Annotated in this window: 17 protein-coding genes, 2 pseudogenes and 1 other annotated feature; of the genes and pseudogenes, 6 read left to right on the forward strand and 13 right to left on the reverse strand. The window is 36.8% G+C overall.

Features of this window, described 5'->3' with window-relative positions; translation table 11 throughout:
* The first annotated feature begins 218 nt into the window (after positions 1–218).
* Positions 219–452: a DUF3892 domain-containing protein gene (locus COE25_RS18160; protein WP_088087214.1), complete on the forward strand. Its 234-nt coding sequence runs from the start codon at positions 219–221 to the stop codon at positions 450–452.
* Between the two features lie 427 nt (positions 453–879).
* On the opposite strand, the gene COE25_RS18165 is transcribed toward COE25_RS18160, so the two are convergent.
* Positions 880–2106 (reverse strand): phospholipase D-like domain-containing protein, encoded by a 1227-nt coding sequence (locus COE25_RS18165; protein ID WP_098933604.1) that lies wholly within the window; start codon positions 2104–2106, stop codon positions 880–882.
* Between the two features lie 88 nt (positions 2107–2194).
* On the opposite strand from COE25_RS18165, the pseudogene COE25_RS32300 reads away from it, so the two are divergent.
* Positions 2195–2272 (forward strand): annotated as a pseudogene (locus tag COE25_RS32300) (YjcZ family sporulation protein); the annotation flags it as partial.
* Positions 2273–2911: 639 nt separating this feature from the next.
* On the opposite strand, the gene COE25_RS18175 reads toward COE25_RS32300, so the two are convergent.
* The 6 genes from COE25_RS18175 to COE25_RS18200 form a co-directional block, all read right to left on the reverse strand.
* Positions 2912–3538 (reverse strand): class I SAM-dependent methyltransferase, encoded by a 627-nt coding sequence (locus COE25_RS18175; protein ID WP_098933606.1) that lies wholly within the window; start codon positions 3536–3538, stop codon positions 2912–2914.
* A 149-nt stretch (positions 3539–3687) separates the two neighbouring features.
* The gene (locus tag COE25_RS18180; protein WP_098933607.1) at positions 3688–4014 is read right to left on the reverse strand and encodes a YnfA family protein; all 327 of its coding nucleotides are present in this window, start codon (positions 4012–4014) and stop codon (positions 3688–3690) included.
* Between the two features lie 246 nt (positions 4015–4260).
* Positions 4261–6861, reverse strand: coding sequence for a phosphoenolpyruvate synthase (ppsA, locus tag COE25_RS18185; RefSeq protein ID WP_098933608.1), 2601 nt, complete (start codon positions 6859–6861; stop codon positions 4261–4263).
* Between the two features lie 237 nt (positions 6862–7098).
* Entirely contained in the window at positions 7099–8055 is a 957-nt protein-coding gene (locus COE25_RS18190; RefSeq protein WP_373408492.1) for an L-lactate dehydrogenase, read from the reverse strand.
* Positions 8056–8385: 330 nt separating this feature from the next.
* Entirely contained in the window at positions 8386–10701 is a 2316-nt protein-coding gene (locus COE25_RS18195; protein ID WP_098933609.1) for a xanthine dehydrogenase family protein molybdopterin-binding subunit, read from the reverse strand.
* Positions 10702–10960: 259 nt separating this feature from the next.
* The gene (locus COE25_RS18200; RefSeq protein WP_098933610.1) at positions 10961–11788 is read right to left on the reverse strand and encodes a TrmB family transcriptional regulator; all 828 of its coding nucleotides are present in this window, start codon (positions 11786–11788) and stop codon (positions 10961–10963) included.
* A gap of 141 nt (positions 11789–11929) precedes the next feature.
* On the opposite strand from COE25_RS18200, the gene COE25_RS18205 reads away from it, so the two are divergent.
* Positions 11930–12559, forward strand: coding sequence for a homoserine/threonine efflux transporter (locus COE25_RS18205; protein ID WP_098933611.1), 630 nt, complete (start codon positions 11930–11932; stop codon positions 12557–12559).
* Between the two features lie 226 nt (positions 12560–12785).
* On the opposite strand, the gene COE25_RS18210 is transcribed toward COE25_RS18205, so the two are convergent.
* A complete protein-coding gene (locus COE25_RS18210) occupies positions 12786–13253 on the reverse strand; it encodes a hypothetical protein (protein WP_088087205.1) in 468 nt (155 codons plus the stop codon).
* 562 nt (positions 13254–13815) lie between these two features.
* Here COE25_RS18210 and COE25_RS30845 point away from each other — a divergent pair.
* Complete coding sequence (locus tag COE25_RS30845; protein WP_179195804.1) at positions 13816–13983, forward strand: hypothetical protein; 168 nt, start codon at positions 13816–13818, stop codon at positions 13981–13983.
* 328 nt (positions 13984–14311) lie between these two features.
* Here the strand turns inward: COE25_RS30845 and COE25_RS18215 are convergent, their stop codons facing one another.
* Together COE25_RS18215 and COE25_RS18230 are read right to left on the reverse strand one after the other, a co-directional pair.
* Positions 14312–15133 carry a squalene/phytoene synthase family protein gene (locus tag COE25_RS18215; protein ID WP_088087204.1) on the reverse strand — a complete coding sequence of 274 codons (822 nt, stop codon included), beginning with the start codon at positions 15131–15133 and terminating at the stop codon, positions 14312–14314.
* A gap of 906 nt (positions 15134–16039) precedes the next feature.
* Positions 16040–16378 (reverse strand): winged helix-turn-helix transcriptional regulator, encoded by a 339-nt coding sequence (locus tag COE25_RS18230; protein ID WP_098933613.1) that lies wholly within the window; start codon positions 16376–16378, stop codon positions 16040–16042.
* A 69-nt stretch (positions 16379–16447) separates the two neighbouring features.
* On the opposite strand from COE25_RS18230, the pseudogene COE25_RS18235 reads away from it, so the two are divergent.
* Together COE25_RS18235 and COE25_RS18240 are read left to right on the forward strand one after the other, a co-directional pair.
* Positions 16448–17325, forward strand: a pseudogene (locus tag COE25_RS18235) (pirin family protein).
* Between the two features lie 79 nt (positions 17326–17404).
* Positions 17405–17803 (forward strand): DoxX family protein, encoded by a 399-nt coding sequence (locus tag COE25_RS18240; protein ID WP_088087200.1) that lies wholly within the window; start codon positions 17405–17407, stop codon positions 17801–17803.
* A 312-nt stretch (positions 17804–18115) separates the two neighbouring features.
* On the opposite strand, the gene COE25_RS18245 is transcribed toward COE25_RS18240, so the two are convergent.
* From COE25_RS18245 to COE25_RS18255, 3 genes are all read right to left on the reverse strand, one after another.
* Positions 18116–19096 carry an NADPH:quinone reductase gene (locus tag COE25_RS18245; protein ID WP_088087199.1) on the reverse strand — a complete coding sequence of 327 codons (981 nt, stop codon included), beginning with the start codon at positions 19094–19096 and terminating at the stop codon, positions 18116–18118.
* A gap of 314 nt (positions 19097–19410) precedes the next feature.
* Positions 19411–20760 carry an amino acid permease gene (locus COE25_RS18250; RefSeq protein WP_098933614.1) on the reverse strand — a complete coding sequence of 450 codons (1350 nt, stop codon included), beginning with the start codon at positions 20758–20760 and terminating at the stop codon, positions 19411–19413.
* A gap of 52 nt (positions 20761–20812) precedes the next feature.
* Positions 20813–21048, reverse strand: a binding site (T-box leader).
* A gap of 282 nt (positions 21049–21330) precedes the next feature.
* Positions 21331–22422 (reverse strand): DUF3626 domain-containing protein, encoded by a 1092-nt coding sequence (locus COE25_RS18255; protein ID WP_098933615.1) that lies wholly within the window; start codon positions 22420–22422, stop codon positions 21331–21333.
* Positions 22423–22582 lie beyond the last annotated feature (160 nt).

A 22582-nucleotide genomic window follows, 5' to 3' on the forward strand; every position in this document is an offset into this window, starting at 1 on the left:
ACTGAGGGAGTTTAAGTACAATACTTATCGATAAAAAGGAATAAAATGTGTTAAATACTTATAAAAGCGTCCGCTACTACGAATTGATTAATTTATAAAATTAGGTCCGCAATCATTTGGCTAAAGATTTACACAGCTAATCTTCGGCTGCATGGTTCATAAAATATGAATTTTTTTATTTTTTTAAGTCATCCTACTTATATATAGGAGGCGAAATTATGGAAAAACGTCAAGAATCTGTCATCGCGGTCCGTAAGAATGGAGATGACGATATTATTGAATTAAAGTTGTCAAACGGTCAAGTCGTTGATTACAAAGAAGCACAACAGATGGCAAAAAGTGGGTTAATTGTAAACGTCAATGTTTTCATGGGTGGCGATGGAGAGGAACATCTTCGGAGCAATCCGGACGGTGATCCGACCAACAACCTTGATAATCTCCCCCAGTTCTGACGGAAATATTAAAAAAGAGTCTTTTAGTAACGGGTTCTATTATGAAGTACAAAATTCCAATTAGCGTTAAAATCACGGGAGTATTAACATTAGGATTAACAAGAAAATTAACAAAATAATCGGCATATAAAAATATGCTCAGAGCATATAAACTCTGAGCATTTTTCTATATATTGGCTTATTGAATTATAGCACCCGTTAGTTGAAGATCATTGCTGATTTTTAATGAAGCTCAATTTCAACACAGAATATGTAAGAAAATATCGTTCTTAAATGGTAGTAAAAATGAGTACCCCTTTACATAGCCTAAATAAAAAAGAGAAGGAAACAACGTTCCCTCTCCATAGCATTCTATTTTAGTATCAGTAATTTAATTTATTCTAATAAAATGCAGTCTACTACTCCTTAAAATAAAAATACTTAGTTTTTACAAATAATACTCAATCATTTTTGCAAACTTTTCTTTCAGTTTTTCTTTTATAGATAATTGATTGACGTCAGAGGATGTTACTCGTTTTGAATTTTGGATGTCTTCATTGATGACTGGCTTTATTTTAGAAATAAAGACAGGGTCATGGATATAGCAGTTCATTTCTTCATTTAAATGAAACGAGCGCGAATCAAAATTTACGGTCCCTACCATCAATACGTTTTTATCAATCAAGAATACTTTACCGTGTATCACTCCCTTTTTATAACCGTATACTTCTATTCCCTGTTTTAATGCTTTTCGAATATATGGATACGCTGCCTCTTTAACTAACAGTGCATCCGAATGAGGTGAGAACAGAATTTTAACACGAACTCCTCTTTTTCTTGCATCCACTAATGAGTTCCAAATAGTTTTGTCATTTAGTATAAAATAAGGTGTTACTATAATGATGGACTCTTTTGCTTGATGAAACAGCATTGCATAATCTTGCCCAAGTTTTTCTCCGCTATAATATGCAGTAAATCGATGCGAGGTTGCTCCCTTTTCCTTTGTCGCGCTGTGTATAGGAATCTGTTGCTCTGTGTTTTTCTTCCAGTCTAACACAAATTGATGTTCTAGATCTTGAACTCCTTCTCCTCGTATTTGAAGGTGATAATCTCTCCAGTGACCGAGTTTTACATTTTCTCCTAAATACTTCTTGCCGATGTTAAATCCGCCAATGTACCCAATCCTTCCATCAATAATTGAAATACGGCGATGATTCCGACGATCCAAAGAAGCAAAAAGATAAGGAAAAGCAGGCTTATTGTAATACGTAAAATGCACTCCTGCTTTAACCAATAATTCTCTTTCCCTTTTCTTTAGTAAAATTCCACCCATCCTGTCCACTGCATAATATACTTCTATACCTTCCTGGCTTTTTTGTCTCAATAAATCTAGAAATTGATGACTTACTTTATCATCAGCAATAGAGAAAAAGTTGATATGCACGTAATGTTTTGCTTTCCTTATATCTGAGAAAAATTGATTGTTTAACTGTTTCCCGTCCGTATACATAGTAATATTACTTTGACGAATCGGGTATTGAATGGGCTGCTGGTCAAATACCATCCTTTTTTCGGCTGCTGTTCTGTCAATTTTACCCCAAACAGGCAAAACACAACATGCGCCGATAAATACAATTAGGAGTACTTGAAGGATTTTCAGTATCTTTTTCAGCATATGTAATCTCCTTTATATATTATCATTTTCATTCTGTTAGTTTATGTTATCGGGACAAAACTATCCCGTTAGCCCTCCAAGGAGCGGAAGTTTCGCAATAATTGTTGTACTGTTTATTCCACTTATTATCGTAGGTTCTGCCTTTGTTGGTCGAAGATATTATTAATTTATAAAAATGGGGGATTTTAAATGCTTTGTTACTGCGGATATGGTTATGGTGGTAACGGCTATGGATGATATGGTTACGGCGACCGTTCAACATTAATCCCATACCATATAATATAACTACCATTCGTTTAAACAGAGTTACAGATATCTTTCCTAAATTTCCCTCTATTATCCAAATCTTCAACAAGCAAAAGCATAGAAAAAGTACAAAAGTGAAGAAGAAAATTGAATCTTTTCACTGACTCACTTTTGCACTTTTCCGCTTTTAACTTTAGTTAACCCTTCTTCAGCTAACCTGCTTCGTTAGTTCAACAAGCAAAAAGATCGCCGCAGCGATCTCCATCTCTAACTCTTGCACCCGTTATTTTAAGTACGTTTCTTCACAATCTTTTTTTTATGCTGTTTTCTCAAGGACTGTTGCACAGGATCAACATGCTGTGTGAAGCATTTTTATGTATTCGCCCAACTAAGATTAATATTTGCTCTTTACATAGTAACTAAATGTGTGTTCCACATATTCAACTACCGTACCATCTATAAAAAAAAGGCTTCCTTTAATTTAAGGAAAGCAGCCGTTAACATATCCACATCCTATCTCCTAACAATTCACTTTTTTTAATTTTTTTTATGATTATCTTTATATTTCTTTCTTACATTTTACAATTATAAATTTTATTGGAGGTTTATTTTTCATGTTCTTACTTGGCTCGTCAATTTCTGAAAACTCTACAAGTCCATATTTTCCAAATTCTTGTTTTATGGAGTCAGAATCATAAAAAAACATTTTTACGCCTTCCATTATCTCGAAATAGTCTTTATCCAATTGTTTGCCCTTACCAAACATAGGGGCTTTTTTTGAAACAGTTGTAAAAATCATATATCCATTTGGCTTTAACTGATTATAGCAATCATTAATAAACTTATCTCTCTCACGATTATTCAATAAGTGAATAAGTGCATAACAAAATATACCATCATAAAGTTTGTTATCAAAAGGCATGTCAGTCACTGAACCATGAAAAATACTAATATCAAGCCCATTTTGCCTCGCCAAATCAATAGCTGTTTTTGAAATCTCAATACCAGTAACATTTATTCCATTGTCAATAAAAACCTTTGCATTTCTACCATACCCAATACCTGGTACTAGTATATCTTTAACATTCCTTTCAATGAAAAAGTCCTTTGTTAAGATTGCGGAGTCTGTAGGTTCAAATCCCCACATCGTTTGTTTTTCTATAAAACTTGATTCCCAGAATTCCATTATATCTCTATCTCCTTTATGTTTTATGTTAGTTTGGCTACTATGTTGCTTGACGTTAATGTTTATTTTAATTAAAGACATAATGAGTTTTTAAACTACCATTATGGCAGCTAATCTTTAACTCTTGCACTATTACTTTAATAAGAAATTTATTGACGTGGTGCAAACAAGATTACCGAAGCACCAATTAAACAAATTCCTGCACCCACCCAATCATATAAATCGGTTGTTTTTTTATCTATGCCCCATCCCCATAAAACAGATAGCACTATGAACACTCCACCATACGCAGCATAAACTCTACCGAATGAAGGGAAGGTCTGAAATGTAGCTATTATACCGTATAAAGCTAATGCTATCCCTCCACTTATTCCCCAATAAACCGGCTTACTTTCTCTTAACCACAACCAAATTAAATAACCTCCGCCAATTTCAGCTAATCCTGCAAGAATAAACAAAACAATTGCATTAAAAATTCAGACCACTTCCTCAACATTATTCAATATTCAAAGTAACACATACTCTTATTCAATTATCCTGCTTCGTTACATTAAGTACAACATTTCACAATATATTCTGTGGAAAAAGAAAAAAGCGACCTTCATCCTGAAGTATCGCACCCATTAGTTGAACAAAAAACCTTCAAACATAAATATTATTATTCTATAACAAAAGATAAGAATTTCTGTACATCATTCTTCATACTGTAAGGTATTCAGCAATTACAATATTTCGATATACCCTTCTGTTCCGTTTACGCGAATTCGTTGCCCGTCTCTTATCAGTTTGGTAGCATTTTCAACCCCGACAACTGCTGGTAAGCCATATTCACGTGCGATAACTGCTCCATGGGTCATCAGTCCACCAACTTCGGTAACTAAACCTTTTATGGATACAAATAATGGTGTCCAGCCAGGATCAGTAAAAGAGGTGACTAATATATCTCCATCTTCTAAATCAGCATCTTCCATGTTTAAGATGACACGCGCTCGTCCCTCTATCACTCCGGAAGAAACAGGCAGACCTAAAATCGCTTCGGCTGGGAGATTTTCTAGTTTGTACTCACCCGCAATGATTTCACCATCAGACGTGATAACACGTGGGGGAGTTAGTTTTTCATATAATTTGTACTCGTCTTTTCGTTTGCTGATGATCTGGTAATCCAGTTTGTTTGTACGTATGACTTCGTGAAGTTCTTCAAAAGTGAGATAGTATATATCTTCTTTTTCATGAATAACGCATGTCTGTACGAGTTGTTCGGCTTCTTTCAGTAAAGCCTGCTTATAAACGAAGTAGCGATTAACCATGCCGTATTTTGGATATTCCCGATAACCGATGAAATTCCGGATTAGGTCAATCATTCGTTTTGTTTCTTTGGCCTTTTGTTCACCATCCGGTAATCGTTTCAATCGGTCCAATAACTCTTGTTCCTTTTCCAAAGCTTCTTGTCGCCCTTGCTCGAATTTGCGCTTTCCAGCATTTGGCTCAAAGTTTTTAATGTTACCGAGAATCATGGGGACAAGAGTAATAGGCTTTTCACTCCAACGAGTTTTCGTGATATCGATTTCTCCGGCACATCGCATTCCGTATTTGTTGAGAAAAGCATTGAAAGCGTTTCTAGCTTCCTGTCCAACATCAAAATTAACTAGTTCATCCAAAAAGTTATCATCTTTTACATGTTGTAAATAATCAATTACTTCTGGATAAGGACGAATCACATCTGCGACATCCAATAGTGCTAGACCCATTTCCGAAGTAATATTATTTGGTACAGATTGAGAAAGCGTGTCCGCCGCGTTTTTTTCACCTAACCACTCGTTCATTTTTTCATTGATCCATGATGAAGCATTTATAGCAGCCATAAATACAGCTGAACTTTGTGGGTCAAATAAAATCTTCTTTAATTCCTGTATATCTTCTAGAATAAAATCAAATAAATCTATTCCTGATTTCGTTTGGATGTTTTGTTTTAACTCTTCAATCGAAGTTTGACTACGCTTAATCAAATCAGAAACGATTGATGGATTGTTTTCGATTTGTGCCAGTTTATCTGTATTGCCTCTAGTGGGACTCGGTGCTTTAATATCATTTGGTAACGATTTTATAAAATCTCCACGCTCAATGATGTTCATAAGTGCGTCTTTCATGAGCGGATCGTGTTGTCCCATAGCATTTAATAAAATGTTTCTACTGACAGGCGAAGCCAGTTGATGTGTGACATCAACAAACAACCTTCCACCAGCTTTCCGCATAGGTGCAGGAGTTATTAACAGGTGAAAAGACAATCCCAATGGTTTTATAGGGTCTGTCATCATTTGTTGATGACCGACAGATACATAGACGTGATTTTCTTGATCATTCGCTTCAGGGATGGGGAAAAGCGTAGTGATTGGCCGACTCTGGACAATATAAAATTTATCATCAACCAAACACCATTCGATATCTTGTGGGCAACCAAAATAAGCTTCGATCTGTCTTCCGATGCTTGCTAGTTGTAATATTTGTTGTTCAGTAAGTGTTTGAGTCTTTTGCTGATCAGGATCGATTTGCTGGGTCTCTGTTCCGCCTTCTTTTCGTCCATAGATAGCCAATTTTTTGGTTGCTATCCTCTTATCGACGATTTCCTCTTCCTGTACTTTATAACAATCCGCAGATACTAAGCCAGAGACCAGTGCTTCTCCAAGTCCAAAACTGGCATCGATTGATAGCAGCTTTCGGTTAGAAGTAATCGGATCAGCGGTAAATAAAATCCCTGAAGCCTGTGGGAAAACCATCCTTTGAACGATAACCGATAAATAAACTTGACTGTGGTCAAATCCATTTTGCATACGGTAGATTACCGCACGATCTGTAAATAGGGAAGCCCAGCATTTGCTGATATGCTGTAAGATTGCTTCTTTTCCGATGACATTTAAAAAGGTGTCGTGTTGACCAGCAAAAGAGGCATGTGGTAAATCTTCAGCAGTCGCACTAGAACGCACTGCATAAGCATATTCATCGCCAAACTGGGAGAGATAGTGAGCAACTGCGCACGCAATGTCTAAAGGAATTTCTACTTCTATAATGAGTTGTCGAATTTTCCTGCTGATTTCACCAATTTGATCTCGATCCTCTACTTTTAGCTTTGTTAATTGATCCAACAAAGCTTGAAACGTTTCGTTTTGTTCGATGGCTTTTTGATATCCCACTGTTGTAACAGAAAATCCTTCTGGTACTTGTATTCCTTGAATTTTTGATAATTCCCCTAAATTTAAACCTTTTCCACCAACGAGCAAAAGCTGTGTTTTTTCCATTTCCTGAAAACCGAGAACCAAAGAACTCATTCTACATCTCTCCTACCCATTATATTTCTTTTGGATTCTTTGATATATTTATCCCACTCATCCAATTCAAGTTCTATTGCATTTTAGCAGTAGAAAATGAGAAAAAACAGTCTATTTTGACCATTTTTAATATGCTATAATTATATTAGGAAGAAGAGGAGTTAAAGTTCAATTTTCAAAAAATAGCTAGATCTTACCTTACAGTAACTTGAAACTCATCCATTTCTTGTTCCATTATTAAAGTTGTATATCAAAGTATTTGGCTAAAATCTCTCCTTTCAATGTTTTAACACTGTTATTGAATAGTGTTTTTTCTTTATTACTTAGTTCCAGTTCAATAATGCTTTGAATACCTTCTCTATTAACCACACAAGGTACACCTATGTAAACATCTTTAGTAGCATATTGACCATCTAAGTAGGCTGAAACAGGAAGTATGGCATTTTCATTTCGAAAAATTGCTTTAGTAATACGTAATAACCCCATAGCTATTCCGTAATATGTTGCCCCTTTCCCTTCAATAATTTTGTATGCTGCATCTCTTGTATCAATAAAGATTGCATCTAAGTCTTCAAATGAATATTCATTGTTATTATCAATCAATTTAAGAATATTTGTGTTTGCTACACTGGCTGTACTATAAACAGGTAATTCACTGTCACCATGTTCTCCAATGATATAAGCATGAACATTGTTAGGTGATACATTAAAGTATTGTCCGAGGTTGTAACGTAATCGAGCTGTGTCAAGAATTGTTCCAGAACCGATAACTCTTTCTTTAGGCAGCCCACTGTATTTCCATACAGCATAAGAAAGAATATCAACAGGATTTGTTGCAACCAAGAAGATTCCATCAAACCCGCTTTCCATCACACTGTCAACAATCCCTTTGAAGATTTTTAAGTTTTTATCAACAAGGTCTAAACGTGTTTCCCCTTTCTTTTGAGCAACACCTGCACAAATTACAACTAAATCAACGTCATGGCAATCATTATATGTTCCGTATTTAACATCTGTAGGATGTGGTGCAGCTATCATCCCATGATTCATATCAGTTGCATCTGCTTCAGCTTTTTCTGAATTAATGTCAATTAGAATAAGTTCATCGACAATTCCTTGATTGATTAATGCAAAGGCATAACTTGAACCTACAGCACCTGTTCCAATCAAGGCTACCCTATTAATTTTTGGCATTCTAATTTCCTCCAATGTAATTATATTATTCACATAAAAGTAGTATCACCCTGGATAGGGAAATTTACCCTTAACACCGTTACACTCTTGAAGTCCTCATATCTTCTATAATTATAACGAAAAAAAAGTTCGATTTTTGATGTGCTTTTTTATATTTAAAGCTTAAATGACAAACTTTTTGACATAGCTTTTGTTATATAAAAATGCAAAAACTCGGCACAAAAAAATGTGCGAGTTTTTATGCAAATGTTATTCACAACTTTCCTCAACTAAGGCTGCTTTTTGGGCAGCCAGTTCTATGATACTGAACACCTTTCCATCGGATATACTTTATTTATTCTCCTTTGCTTTCCAAATCAATTCTGGAATTAATGGAAGATTATGAAGCGAAACACCAGCGGCCAAGGACAATGCGTTCCCGAGGGCCCCAGGCATTCCCATTAACCCTAGTTCTCCTATTCCACGAGCTCCATATGGTGCATCAATCTGTGGAGTTTCAACAAAATCAACCAAGTAATTAGGATTCTCTCCATAGCGGAGCGGGCGGTAGGTCCGAAGCTGTGGATTCAAAACCCTCCCTAACTTATCAAAATAAAATGTTTCCCTCCCAGCAAATGCTAACCCCATACTCATTGCCCCCATAACCTGACCTAATGCTGCTTTTTTATTCATCACCCTGCCAGCGTCCAGCACCGTCGCCGCATGAACAAGTCGATAAGTATAATCTTTACGGTCGAATTCTACCTCTACACCATATGCTGCAACAGACCATTCCGGACCAGGCTTGCCTGCTCCAGTTTCAGGATCCAAGTGAGTTAGATGACGTAATATATAATTTCCTCTGCCAATGATTTGACCACCAATAGCGTTACCATTTGGATACTTATAACCATAGCCAATTTCTTTAAAATGGAGCCCAATGGATGGATCATCTTTTAAAAACACCCGACTATTCGCCACTTCAAGATCTTCCTTAGGTGCTCTTAACACACATGAAGCCACTTCTTTTAATTGCTTAATCACATCGTCTGCAGCATTTAAGGTAGCCCTACCTGCCATAAATGTTCCCCTACTAGCAACGGTCTTAAAATGTTCTGGCGTTGTCTGGGTATCCACTTCCATTCGAACATGAATTTCATCGATATCCATTTTTAGTCTCTCAGCAAGAATTTGAGCAAGCACAGTTTTGGTTCCTGTTCCAATTTCGATAATACCTGACATTAAATTGATACTTCCATCCCGATTAAATGTTAATATAACGCCTGAAGGAGCGTTAGTATCAATCGTAGACGTTTTCCAGCTGCAGCTAACGCCTTTTACTCTAACAAAACGTTCATCTATCACTTTAATTGGACCTTCGTCCCACTTGATTAACTCTTTTACTCTCACAATACATTGTGGTAAGTTTCCTAAATTGCTTTTATTTAAAAGAACCCTTGTCGGAGTCGTATTTCCCGGCCTAATGGCATTTATATAACGGAGCTCAAGCGGATCCATCTGCAGTTTTTGAGAAAGTAAGTCCATTGTTCTTTCAACCACAAAGGAAAGCTCGGAATGAGAAAATCCTCTAAATGGGGTTGCATAAGGATGATTGGTATACATACAGTACGAATCACACCAAACATTCTCAACATTGTAGGGACCTGTGCAGTCGACTGCACCTGATCTCGTTACATCAATCGCTTTATCGGAATAGGCACCCCCATCCCACAAATAAAGGATTTCCATCACTTTAATGTTCCCTTTACGGTCGGTCCCAATTTTAACTGTTGCATCCAAGCCAATGTGACATGGAGATGTAATGATATCCTCTTCACGGGTATTGAAAACCTTTACAGGTCTGCCACCAACAGCCTTCGATGCTAAGTAGGCAAGTATTTCAAGCTGAACGGGTGCCTTTCCACCGTAGGCTCCTCCAACAAACGGCGTGTGAACCACAATTTTCCCTATATCCTCACCAAAGTAATCAGCTATAAGTGTTTTGACCATAAAAGGTGCCTGAGAAGAAGTCGTTATATTGATTGTCCCATCTGGTAAAATCTCACAAGTCGAACATCTTGTTTCCATTGCGGCATGGTCGGAAGGAGCAAAGGAATAACTTGCTTCTACTGTTATTTCACTGTCAGCCCATCCTTTATCCATATTGCCCTTTCTAATTTTCGTAAGGTGAGCTATGTTTGTTCCCGGAACCGGACCTGAATCTTCCTCCTTTTTATATTCGCCTAAATGTTCATGGACGAGGGGAGCATCCCTTTGGAAGGCTTGTGTTGGTGAATTTACTACAGGCAATAATTCATAGGACACATTAACCAGTGAGGCTGCTTTCATAGCCTGATCTGGAGTATCTGCGACAACTAATGCAACTACTTCCCCGTGATAACGTACTTTATCAACAGCAATTGGTGGGCGATCGCGAATCGCCTCACCTGTGAGAGGAAAATTTTTTCCTGCGATAATCGCCCTAACTCCAGGTATTTTTAACGCTTCAGTCGTTTCAACCGAAGTAATCCTAGCGTGCCCATATGGACTGATGACCTTTTTACAAGAAAGCATCCCGATCGATTGGTAATCATCTGTGTATTTCGCCCGGCCCGTCACTTTATCCCACGCCTCTTTACGTATGACACTTTTTCCGATTACATCCAAGTCGATCCCTCCTAACCGCCGAATTTCATGAAACCTATCCCTGTAAATTAATATTCGCGAACATAAAGATAAATACAGATACGTAGAAATAAACCTTATGATGATTTCTCCTTAATCTAATCTACCATGACCCTTAGTGGAAAAAGAAAAGCGACTGCTCTAATTGAACAATCGCACCCGTTAGTTAAACAAGAACAGCCTATTTGCTATGAAGAAAGCTGTTCTTCTTATGTTGTATAAAACAGACAATAGTACAAATTTATTTTACATAATGTTTTTTAAAATCTGAGTGAATTGAGAATTTATGGCGTAAATTCACGAGGTTTTCCCCAAAACTTTCCTCTAAAAGTTCTCTATGTTTCTCCATAATTTCCATGAGATACAAATCATGAATCATGACTTCTGTAATTGGCATGACTAAACCTACATGCCTTGTCCATGCTGCACGGCTATCTTTCCCCAGCGAGACAATACCTGCTACTACTTCTGAATCATCTGCACTAATAACAATCCATCGTCCACCATACTCTTCTGTAATTTCATGACCCATATAATGAAGGTAAACATTAGCAAAATCAGAGGCGATTTCCCCATAAGCAATAATTGTTACGTTGACCCCTCTTTTTGCTGCCTGCCTTAGTTCAGACTCCAATTCTTCGAATTCCTCTTTCCAAATCTCTAAGAGAATTCTTTTTTTTGCAGATAATATACAATTTTTTACCTTATCGAGTATTTCATTACGTCCCGTGATATTCCAGATATTTTCACGGTCATTTGCAGAACGTTCGAACTCCGCTAATGATTTTTCTGCCAGTTCAAAATTCTCTTCTGCTTCCCTTCGGCGGTTTTTAATTAGCTCCTTTGCAGGAACAGGAGTATACTGTGGCGTGTTTCCAGGACTAATCAGAATATCTCCTCGTATGGCGAGACTATCTAGAACTTCATATATTCTTGAACGTGGTACACCAGAATTTTTCGCTACTGCATATCCAGTTAATGGAGATTCCTCCAATAAGGTAAGATACGCTTTCACTTCATATTCGGTAAAATTTAGATTCTTTAATGTTTCAAAAATGATTTCTTTCATAAACCCTCCAACATAATATTAGTCGCTACCTTAGTAACTAATATTTTATCAAAATCTGTTGATTATTTCCAAATGCTTCTGATATACTCATATAAGTAGTTACTTTGGTAGTCACTATTGGAAAGGAAAGGGAGAAACAACATGGATAGCTTACTAACATACATTTCAATTGCTGCAATGATGGTTGTTATACCAGGAGCAGATACTATGCTCCTGGTGAAAAACACGCTCAGATATGGTCCAAAAGCTGGACGTTATACGGTTCTCGGAATGGTAACGGGACTTTCTTTTTGGACGCTTATTGCTATTCTTGGATTATCTGTTGTCATTGCAAAGTCTGTAATTCTTTTTAGTACAATCAAATATTTGGGGGCCGCTTACTTAATTTATTTGGGTATAAAAAGTTTTTTTGCTAAAAGTGTGTTTTCTTTAGAGGAAATTCAAGCACAAGCGAATGCACCTACCAATTCTTCAAGTCGGCATAATAAAGAGTCCTTTATGCAAGCATTACTTAGTAATGTTTTTAATCCAAAGACTGTTTTGGTTTATATAACTGTCATGCCTCAATTTATTGATTTGAACGGAAATGTAAATCAGCAATTGATAGTGTTAGCATCAATCCTTACTTTACTTGCTGTATTGTGGTTTCTAACCCTTGTTTATGTAATTGATTACGCAAAAAAATGGTTGAATAACTCCAAATTCCAGAAAGTATTCCAAAAATCAACTGGCTTAATTTTACTAGGTTTTGGCGTTAAAACAGGGATTTAAATTTCATTTATTAACACTCCTAATTCAACTTTCTCCGTTCAGACAACTGAACGGTTTTTCTTTTTTGTCCTCATTTGCTTCAAACATGTAACTTACATCATTGTTCAACTAACCTGCTTTGTTAGTGGAACAAGAAAAAAGAGCTGCTTACCGCAACCCTTTGTTATATATAAGCACCCCGGTAGTTGAAGAAAAGTCCTTCTTTATAAAAGGAATCTAATGAATTTTACTTAACTTTTTCCTGATCATAGATATCTTCCTGCCATAACTGATAAAGATATAGAATGACGGCTAGTATTGTCATTGTCAAAAGATTTTTGAGTGGAGAGAAACTACCAGTTTCTCTTATCTCTAGCTTGTTTAACATTTTAGTAAGACCTATCCCGTAGAAGAGATCGATTATTAAATTAACAATAATATATATCCAAAATTTACGAAATGTAAAATAAAATATCCATATTGTCCCAACTAGGAATATGCTATATACAGTAAATAATGGTGCTATTTTGTCCCAGCTAAAAAGAGTCTCTTTAAATTTCCACCAGTTATATGTCCAAGCCATTTGTGCCAATATAGTGTTGAGCACTGTGGCAAATAGAGCAACAGGCATATATCTTCGAATTGCTGAACGGTCTAAAAAGATCAAAGAAATCCAAGGAATAATAAATATAGACCAAATAACCACTTTAACCATTTTATAAGTCCTTTCAGTATCAACTTATATATAACGTGTCCTCTTTTGCTAAATAAAATGCATCTTCTTATTCAACTATCCTGCATCGTTAGTGCAATAAAAAAGGGATCACTACAGCTATCCCAATGTATACCTTGCACCTGGTTAAATTAACAAGCAACTTTTTTTACACATTTTGTTCGAACTGCGTAGTAAAAGCCCCTTTATTAATAGCTACCTAGGGACTCAAAAAACAATCACCTGTAATTTTTTAAAGTCATAAAATATATAAAACCCTTAGAAAGTTGTGATCTAATGCCTGTTGTTATTACCGGTACGGATAGTGTCATATATCAAGGCTTTCCTGCTCCCCTTTTTGGAAACTGGGGTCTGCCTATTATGGGTAGCCCCCCTTATAATTACTATATAATTGGACATACCAAATATTATTTAAGTCCAGGATCAATACCTGTTTTTCCCTATTGGGCTCCATTTCGCTGTTACACAGTTTAAGTCTAAATTTACTTTGTAATTTTCAACCAGACCTATATAATTAGGGTATTAAACGAGAGGAGAAATAAAAATGAAACAAGTTGCTCTCCATCAATGGCAAAAGGAACATAATAAACGAATAGCAAAATTTCATAAGAACCACGAAATGAAAATACAACGTGGTGAAAATGGAAACGGTTTGTTGGCTAAATGGGAAAGATTTTTTTATAACAATGTCATTTCCCCACTTAAAAAATAAAATACTTATTAATTGAACTGTCTTCATAGTACAGTTCATTTTTTTCGCAATTTGTGTCAAATACGACGTTAATGAACAATTCCTTCCTCAACTAAGCTGCTACGTTAGCTCAATAAGAAAAAGGCTACCGTTTTTGGCAGCCATTTCTTAAGGAAAGCACCCTTTAGTCTAACAAGGGAAAAATTTTTTAATTGAAAAGAATATTTGTTAAATTATTAACTTAGAATATTCCTCAAAAGTTTCTTTCGTTTTTCCATTTGAGGGGTTCCTCATTCTATCCGTTAGTCAAAATAAAAAGGACACAGATAAAAATATATATTGTAGAATCTTATTTTCTATTTATTACTTTACTAACAATTTGAGTTACGGCAGCTCTACTCATTTTTTCCTTCCCTTCTGTTAAAGCATCAAGTGTACCATGAGCAAGTGCTATCGGGATTTTACAAAAATTAAGGATCGGACCGGGTTTAATATCCTCTAAATAAACGTCAGCCAATGCTAGGTTACGTCGGGCGTACATAAACATATCTTCTAACTCCCATCCATCGGGAAAGAAATCAACACCGCGTTCTAAATCTTCAGAACGATTGCGAAGAATATTGACAGACTGTAAGCCACGACCAAAGGCTATAGATAGTTCCCTGTCCGTTTCAACAGCATCATACCACTTCCAAATATCAGAGAGCATAACTCCTACCAAACCTGCAACGTAGAATGTGTATTCATTCAAATCTTCTTCATTCTTAATCCGCCACTCTTTTAAAGCCCAGTCTGCCATCCCCTTCGCCATAGTAGATGTGGCATTCGAAATATTCTCTACAATTGTCGGTGGACAAAGATTTATCCAATCGCCAAATCGTAAGGTAACCTCCGGTAGGAGGGAGTGGTATGGGTGAAATAAAGCCATTAACTCCTTATTATTGAAGGGGTTTTTCAAGAGCGAGCTGATTGAATGTAATAGATTATGTTTGGAATCCAATCGGAGTTGGGGGTGGTCTTCAATCTCGTCAATAGCTCGCATGCATAAGTAAGCGGATGTAACAGCTTCTTGTAATCCTGACGGTAGATGACTAATAGGAATAAAGAAGGTCCGGCTTGTCGCCATCAACATGTTTATTGCACTTCTATGTAAATTGATTGCTTCACTCATCTTGTATTGCCCCCTTTTTTGTCAACATGCAAATTTTCTTTAATTGAAGTGGTATTATCCCCACTATATAAAATATCTAATAATAAAGTTCTAACACGGAATTCAAGCCCTTGTAACTAAATAAACATGCTGCTTTATTTGTAAAAAAACAAGCAAACCTTCATTATTGAAGCATCGCCCAGTTAGTTCAACAATCTTTTATACAATAATATAATAATTCCGCAAATAACAGCCACTCCTATAAATGTTAATAGAGAAAGAACAGGAGAAATGACCATACCAAACGCTACTTCATTTTGAAGTGTATCTATTTTATCCCACTCACTTGCAATATCAGGTTTATAAAGGCACGTTTTTATATAAACTACTAAAAATATACTGGAAAAATAAGTTACGTGAATTATTACTGAGCAAATAAATGCTTGGAGAACTATGCTCTATAGACACCCCCTCAAAATCCAATTATACCATAATCACCCATTTGTGTTATTCCACTAACCTGCTAAGTTACTTGAATAAGAAAATGCCTTACCACCATTGAAGTAAAGCACCCCGTTAGTGTAAGTACATTTCTTCACAATGTTGTTCAAGTTCAAACCTTTTCGATTCCCTTTCCAGTAAAACAAAATGTGAACTATTATCTTTTCTGTTAAAGAACCTCCAGTGTTCACTTTGTTCATCTTCCTCTGAACTATCTGGAAAAGCCTCAAGTACATATCCATCAGAAAAGATATCTTTAATCCACCAACATCATCCGATTCAATTTGTACTACTGTTAATCGTCCATTGTCCTTTATAAAAGTTTTAATTCTTTCATCAAATCGATTCTTACCTTGGGTATCTGTTAGTTGAAGAACAAAATTCAGAAAATGTATTTATGTATTCATTATCACAAGGAAGGAAATGTTAATCCATTGTATTTTTCAATTTTTTCTTTTTATGTTCCATACACCATTCGTGCATTGAATCTAAAATCGGCTTCAATGTCATTCCATATTCGGTTATAGAATATTCCACTTTAGGTGGGACTTCACGATATACCTCTCGACTTATGAGCCCCTCCTCCTCTAGTTCTCGTAATTGATTTGTTAGCATTTTGGGGGTAATGCCTACAAGTGCTTTTTTTAATTCTCCATATCTCATTGTGCCTTCCGACATTAGATACAATAAGATGATAGGCTTCCATTTCCCAACCAAGATGGAAAGAGCATCGTGTACTTTACAATATTCAGGTTTTATTTTCATCTTTACCTCCAATAGTATCTTTTTACATACTATATATCTTTAAAGTGCATACTTATATAATTGATTTTAATGGTTTATTATGATTATGAAAAGGGGGCAAATAATATTAAACGTCGTGAAATAAAAAAAGTATGGACAGTAACCGAACAAAAAATAAGCAACATTCATACCGCAAGTCTATCCTTGCACCTGGCAACTGGGTAGATTATGACCCGTTCTTATTACTAATGGAAGATAAATTTCAAAAAGGAGCATTTAGTGAGCATCCCCATCGTGGTATAGAGACCTTAACATTTATCATTGACGGAAGGCTTAATCATTATGACAATGCTACGGGGGAGGGTGGAATCCTAGAAAAAGGGGACCTTCAATTTATGACTGCTGGTAGAGGAGTGATCCATAATGAATCACCACTTGACGGTGAAACAGTTCATCTTCTTCAGCTTTGGGTTAATCTACCTCGTAAATATAAAATGGTAAAACCCCGTTATCAAAATATGCACACAAAAGATATGCCTGTTCGTCAAGAGAACGGTGCCTTAATTCGAGTATATTCAGGTTCGTCTGGAGATGTTGTATCGAACACCCTGAATTACGCACCTGTCACGTTTGTAGAAATGGTGTTGGAAGAAGGAGCATCCATTAGTCAAGACCTTCCTGGTACCTATAATGGCTATATTTATGTATTAGAAGGAAGTGGAACATTTGGTGAAAATAAAGTTGAGGCGAAAAAAGGGCAAGCAATGTGGCTAGGTTCCGTAAATGATGGGGAAATGAGCAGTATTCACATTTCTGCAAACGAAAAATTACGACTTGTTCTTTTTGCAGGTGAACCTCTCAGAGAACCTGTAGTAGCATATGGACCTTTCGTAATGAATTCAGAAGAAGAAATACGACAGGCTTATCGGGATTATCAGGAGGGTAAATTCGAAACTCCAGTAGATTAAAGATTTATGGAAATAGTTGAGTGAATTTGATTAACTCATCAACGAACAAATTAAATAAAGATAATTAAAGGAGCAAAAGATGATAGGGTTAGGTTTATTGTTAATACGCTTAGTAATTGGATTGTCATTCATAGCTCACGGAGCCCAAAAGTTATTCGGCTTTGGTGGCGGCGGTGGTTTAAAAGTAACTGGGGAGCATTTTGAAAAATTGGGAATAAGACCAGGGGTAACAATGGCGTTACTCGCTAGCCTATCGGAATTAATAGGTGGAGCTATGTTTGCGTTAGGGTTACTTACCCCTCTTGCAGGTATTGTGATTGCTGGAACAATGGTAGTAGGGATTTTAAAAGTCCACGGACCAAATGGTTACTGGATTACAAAGGGTGGATATGAATACTGTCTTGCTGTATTAGTTGTAGCAATTGGTGTAGCTCTTACGGGTGCAGGACAATATTCACTCGATGCTATTTTATTTTAAATTATATCCATTTATAACGGCAAATGTTTTGGATTCAAGGAATCAGACGCTCAGAAGCTAATTCTGAGCGTTTGTTGTGAAACCATCATTAAGCATTTCTATAATGGTTAAAAGGTCTTTGTATGGGACAGGCAGCGACATTCTTTATTCAACTAAACTGCTTACGTTAGTACAACAAGTAAAGGGATTGCACAGCAATCCCAATTTTAAACTCTTGCACCCGTTACTTTAAGTACAAGTTTTCACAATCTTTCAATATAGCACTTTTTAATAAAGCTTTTGAATGAGTCTATTAATAATCATGCAGAATAATTAGTCAATTGTTAAAACAAGTTTACCATTTCCTATACCTTTTGCTAGCTGTTCAAAGCCCTGCGATGCTTGCTGGAGTGGCAAAGTTGTACCAATAATCGGACTAAGTGCGCCACTTTTTAGCATGCCAATTACACCATGAATGCTTTGTTCATATTCATCTTTTGGTGCGTTCCAAAGGGCTGTTGCTAAAATATCACATTCCTTTTGCATTGCAAGACGTGGATTTATTTCTATGGAACCACGATTTCCAACTATTACAATTTTACCAAATGGTGCAATCAGCTTTAAATCTGTTTCTAAATTAATATTTGCTAAAAACTCAATAATTACATCAGGTCCATTGCCATCAGTTAAGGCTAACACATCTTCAATCGTTGCTTCTGTCACATGATCAATGACAACATCTGCGCCAGCTTGCTGAACCATTTTTTTACCCTCTGATTTACTTGCTGTTCCAATCACTTTAGCACCGTGAGATTTCGCCATTTGCACAACCTGTAATCCAACCCCACCACTGGCTCCATGAATAAATACGGTTTGACCAGGCTTCAGACAGGCACGTTGAAATAATGCACGATATGCAGTCGATGCAGGTACTCCTAATGCTGCACCTTGTTCAAAAGATACATGGTCTGGTAATGAATGAACCAAAGTTGCATCACATACTATTTTTTGTGCAAATGTGCCTGGACTTTTACTTTGCATTAAGGATGCAATAAATACACGATCACCAACGCGAACATTTGTGACTCCTCCTCCAATAGACTCCACAATCCCTGCACCGTCTAAGCCTGGGGTATAAGGCAACTGAGGTATACAAAACGCATATGTACCTGTTAATGTGTAAGTATCACTCGGATTGACACCCGCCGCATATAAACGAACACATACCTCTCCCTTTCCTGCTACTACATCCTCAACGTCTGTATATACTAATTTCTCAGGTCCACCAAATTGTGTAACTTGAATTGCTTTCATGTTACCAACCTCCTCGTAGTTATTATATATCGAAAGATTAGAATTCACAGTAATATCTAGGATTGAATTACTAGTTCTCACAAATTCGGATATTAAATTACTACTTCTACTCTTTAAAAAACGATTGCTTATTCTACTAACCTGCCCCGTTAGTGAAACAAGAAAAGCTGCCTAAATGACAGCTCTGGTTTTTTACTCAAGCACCCGTTAATTGAAGAACATGTCTAGCATGAGTGTAGTGGCTGCATTAGCTGCCTTAAGTAAGGCTGATGACTATAACCACCTATTTCAATTATTATTAATTATCACTTCTGCTAGATTTTGTTAAGGCGTCTTTTCCATACATACGTTAAGGTAATAAAGATGTAGATGCAAAGTGTAATGATCGTTACGATGATGGATGTCGTGAAAATGATTCCGATCAGGATCGTAATTAAAGCGATGATCGCAGCCCAAGTCGTATACGGGAACCATTTAACTGAATAGGCACTTGTTTTTCCGGGCTGTTGTTTACGTGATTTCAAATGGGCGAAGGCAATGATCAACCAGATGAATAATACGGTATATCCCAGCGATCCCATCAGGAAATCGAAGGTCTTGCTTCCAGCAAATAAGGAAATCAGTACACCGCCAAATAAAGTGGAAGTACACATTAATATTGCGTAAACAGGAACTTTCTTCTTGGATAAACTTGAAAAGATTTTCGGAATGCGACCGTCCACGGCTTGTGTATACAGAACGCGGGATGAACCATACAATCCAGAGTTCATCGATGAAATAATCGCTATTAGAACAACGGCGTTCATAATATGGTCAGCACCTGGAATCCCTATCATTTGAAAGACCATCACAAACGGACTTTCAGGCACCCCGTTTACTTCGTTCCAAGGAATTAAACTAACGATGATGAAAAATGGAATGATATAGAAAGAAATGATCCTGACCAATGTACTGCGAACGGCTTTTGGAACCACTTTTTCGGGATTTTTCGTTTCTGCCAATGTGACCCCGATAATTTCTGTACCGCCATATGAATAAATTACCACCAGCATCGCCGTGATTAAACCTGTTAATCCATTCGGAAAGAAACCGCCATGGTCAGTTAAGTTAGAGAAACCGACTGCTGTATGATCACCAAAAGTCACGAGCAGCAACAATAATCCAGCCATGATGAACACAATGATGACGGTAATTTTAATTAAAGCAAGCCAGTACTCCGTTTCAGCAAAAACCTTTACTGATAGCAAGTTGATTGCTGTAACTAACACCGAAACAGCTAATGCCAGTATCCAGATTGGATATTCAGGCACCCAATATTGAATGAAAATAGCCGCAACGACTGATTCGGCCGTGATGTTCAATACCCACATTTTCCAATAGATCCAATCAAGGAAATAGGCAGGATACTTTCCTAAAATAGATTGGACAAGATCCCTGAATGTTCTTGCACCGCTATTACGCACAGCCATTTCAGCTAAACCTTGCATGATGAATAATAGGATGATGCCCCCTATCAAGTAAGCAATTAATACGGATGGGCCTGCCATATCAATTGCTGAACTGCTTCCTTTAAATAAACCTGCCCCAATTGCACCGCCTAATGCCATCATCGTAATATGCCTTGAAGTCATTGTCCTCTGTAAATTCCGTTTGTCCGTTTCCATATCCTAACCTCCCAAAAAATCATAAAAGGCATATCGTCTCTTTCTTCNNGAAGAAAGAGACGATATGCCATAAGCTTACCGCGGTACCACTCTTATTGGCTCTTTCCGAACCCTGCTTTAAAAACCTTGTAACGAAGGTCAATCGTTAAAACCAGAGAATAGATTAACTCTAATCTTTCGCTTTACCACTCCCAGGCAAGTTCAAAGTATCATTGGACTGCGTTGCACCAACCCGCAGCTCTCTTTACCGAATAATGAGCTTTTACTACTCCTGATCTTTGCGTTTTGAAAATTATATCTGAATATTTTTTATAATATCCAATACTATACGGATGAGAAGTAAATTTGTCAATATTTTTTAAAGATAATAATTTTAAAGAAACAAATCATAGGAATATGTGATGAAATAGCTATATAAATCAGTAAAATACTATTTAAAATATAATATGATGCCTAATCTCTTGGGAGAACTTACGAGTGGCAACAAGTAAAGCATGCGTTAGTTGAATTAACCCCCTACTTTTTTCCCGAGCGACCTTCCTATTGAAGAATCGCATTCGTAATTCACCTTTATTTCAATGTCGGATTTTGCTTACCATATCTCACTAAAACGTGCCACAATAGTTTTAATTCCTGAAGTACCTCCTTATAAGTTCCGCGATCACTCCAAGTTTCAGGATTGCGGTTTAAATCCCTTACGGCAGATCCAATTATCTTTGCATCGATAAAATTATTTTGTGCAATGCGTTTTGCCAAGGAAGGCATTGATGGACCTCTAAAATCAGAAGGAACTTCATCTACCATAAGAGCAAAGCCCCTGTGCCAATACAGATCAATGGAATACTTATGGCATATTTGTTCCAAGATTCTCCCTACATAAGTTTCCTTGAAAGAAGGATCTGCAACAAGCACTTCCACGTCTTCTTTGAGTGATATATCACCATGAACCTGGGCTTCAATATAGTGATTAAGATTGCGGTTAGGCTCTTTGTTTGCTGGGTCCGTAAATGGTCTTTCAAGATTAACCAGCAAATGATTGATTAAACTTGCTGGTGTCAGATTTCTTTCGCCAATTGCAAAATCTCTTAAGAACGCCTCTTCCAAGAGTGCAGCCAAAATGAGGTCAAACTCTTTATTGGTACCCTTTTCTTTTGGGTCTTGATGCGAATCTAAATAGGTGTAAGTGGAACGATATGAAACCTTGGGGGATAGAAGAAAATAGCATGATCCAAAACGTGGAGCAGGTCCATCTGGGTGCAACATCAAATTTAGTGCCCCATATTTAGGACGTTGGTTATTGGTTGTGCCCTCCAGTTGATATGCTCCACCAAAAATTCTCTTCTCCCAAAGATCGCGTTCCCCACCTGGGTATGCGGATACGCTGCCATTAGATATAAATGTTTCAAACTGGCTCTTATATATTCCCTGCTCCAACAGTGCTTCCGCAACGCATTTCATAGTTGAATCTGGTCTATCTGGATGAAAATGTAATCCTATCTTTGCGTGAGCCTTTATTTTAACAACAGCATTTTCAAATATTTTATCCGAGATATTAGACATTTTAAGTATGTGATTAATTGTTTCTTTAGCTTCATGTCTATTGTTCCTTGCATACCTTGTAATCTTCTCTAAAGCCAATAATTGAGACATTGATAATTCCATGAATAGACGATTCTCTCCTTTCATCGAATTTAACCTAATATTCAACAAAAGTTTCTTTTTTCCTTCTTCAACAAACCGGCTTCGTTAGTGGAAGAAAAAATAGACCGCCGCAGCGATCCTTCTTGAGCATTAGCACCCGTTATCTTAATAACACCTCTAT

The organism is Bacillus sp. AFS031507, assembly GCF_002584635.1.
Classification (GTDB): domain Bacteria; phylum Bacillota; class Bacilli; order Bacillales; family Cytobacillaceae; genus Neobacillus.

Bases quoted from the DNA above. Each gene is read 5' to 3' on its own strand.
- COE25_RS18245 (WP_088087199.1), bottom strand. From the start codon at position 19,096: ATGAAAGCAATTCAAGTTACACAATTTGGTGGACCTGAGAAATTAGTA.
- COE25_RS18190 (WP_373408492.1), bottom strand. From the start codon at position 8,055: ATGCCAAAAATTAATAGGGTAGCCTTGATTGGAACAGGTGCTGTAGGT.
- COE25_RS18255 (WP_098933615.1), bottom strand. From the start codon at position 22,422: ATGGAATTATCAATGTCTCAATTATTGGCTTTAGAGAAGATTACAAGG.
- COE25_RS18205 (WP_098933611.1), top strand. From the start codon at position 11,930: ATGGATAGCTTACTAACATACATTTCAATTGCTGCAATGATGGTTGTT.
- ppsA (WP_098933608.1), bottom strand. From the start codon at position 6,861: ATGAGTTCTTTGGTTCTCGGTTTTCAGGAAATGGAAAAAACACAGCTT.
- COE25_RS18230 (WP_098933613.1), bottom strand. From the start codon at position 16,378: ATGAAAATAAAACCTGAATATTGTAAAGTACACGATGCTCTTTCCATC.
- COE25_RS18215 (WP_088087204.1), bottom strand. From the start codon at position 15,133: ATGAGTGAAGCAATCAATTTACATAGAAGTGCAATAAACATGTTGATG.
- COE25_RS18200 (WP_098933610.1), bottom strand. From the start codon at position 11,788: ATGAAAGAAATCATTTTTGAAACATTAAAGAATCTAAATTTTACCGAA.
- COE25_RS30845 (WP_179195804.1), top strand. From the start codon at position 13,816: ATGAAACAAGTTGCTCTCCATCAATGGCAAAAGGAACATAATAAACGA.
- COE25_RS18160 (WP_088087214.1), top strand. From the start codon at position 219: ATGGAAAAACGTCAAGAATCTGTCATCGCGGTCCGTAAGAATGGAGAT.
- COE25_RS18240 (WP_088087200.1), top strand. From the start codon at position 17,405: ATGATAGGGTTAGGTTTATTGTTAATACGCTTAGTAATTGGATTGTCA.
- COE25_RS18165 (WP_098933604.1), bottom strand. From the start codon at position 2,106: ATGCTGAAAAAGATACTGAAAATCCTTCAAGTACTCCTAATTGTATTT.
- COE25_RS18175 (WP_098933606.1), bottom strand. From the start codon at position 3,538: ATGGAATTCTGGGAATCAAGTTTTATAGAAAAACAAACGATGTGGGGA.
- COE25_RS18250 (WP_098933614.1), bottom strand. From the start codon at position 20,760: ATGGAAACGGACAAACGGAATTTACAGAGGACAATGACTTCAAGGCAT.
- COE25_RS18210 (WP_088087205.1), bottom strand. From the start codon at position 13,253: ATGGTTAAAGTGGTTATTTGGTCTATATTTATTATTCCTTGGATTTCT.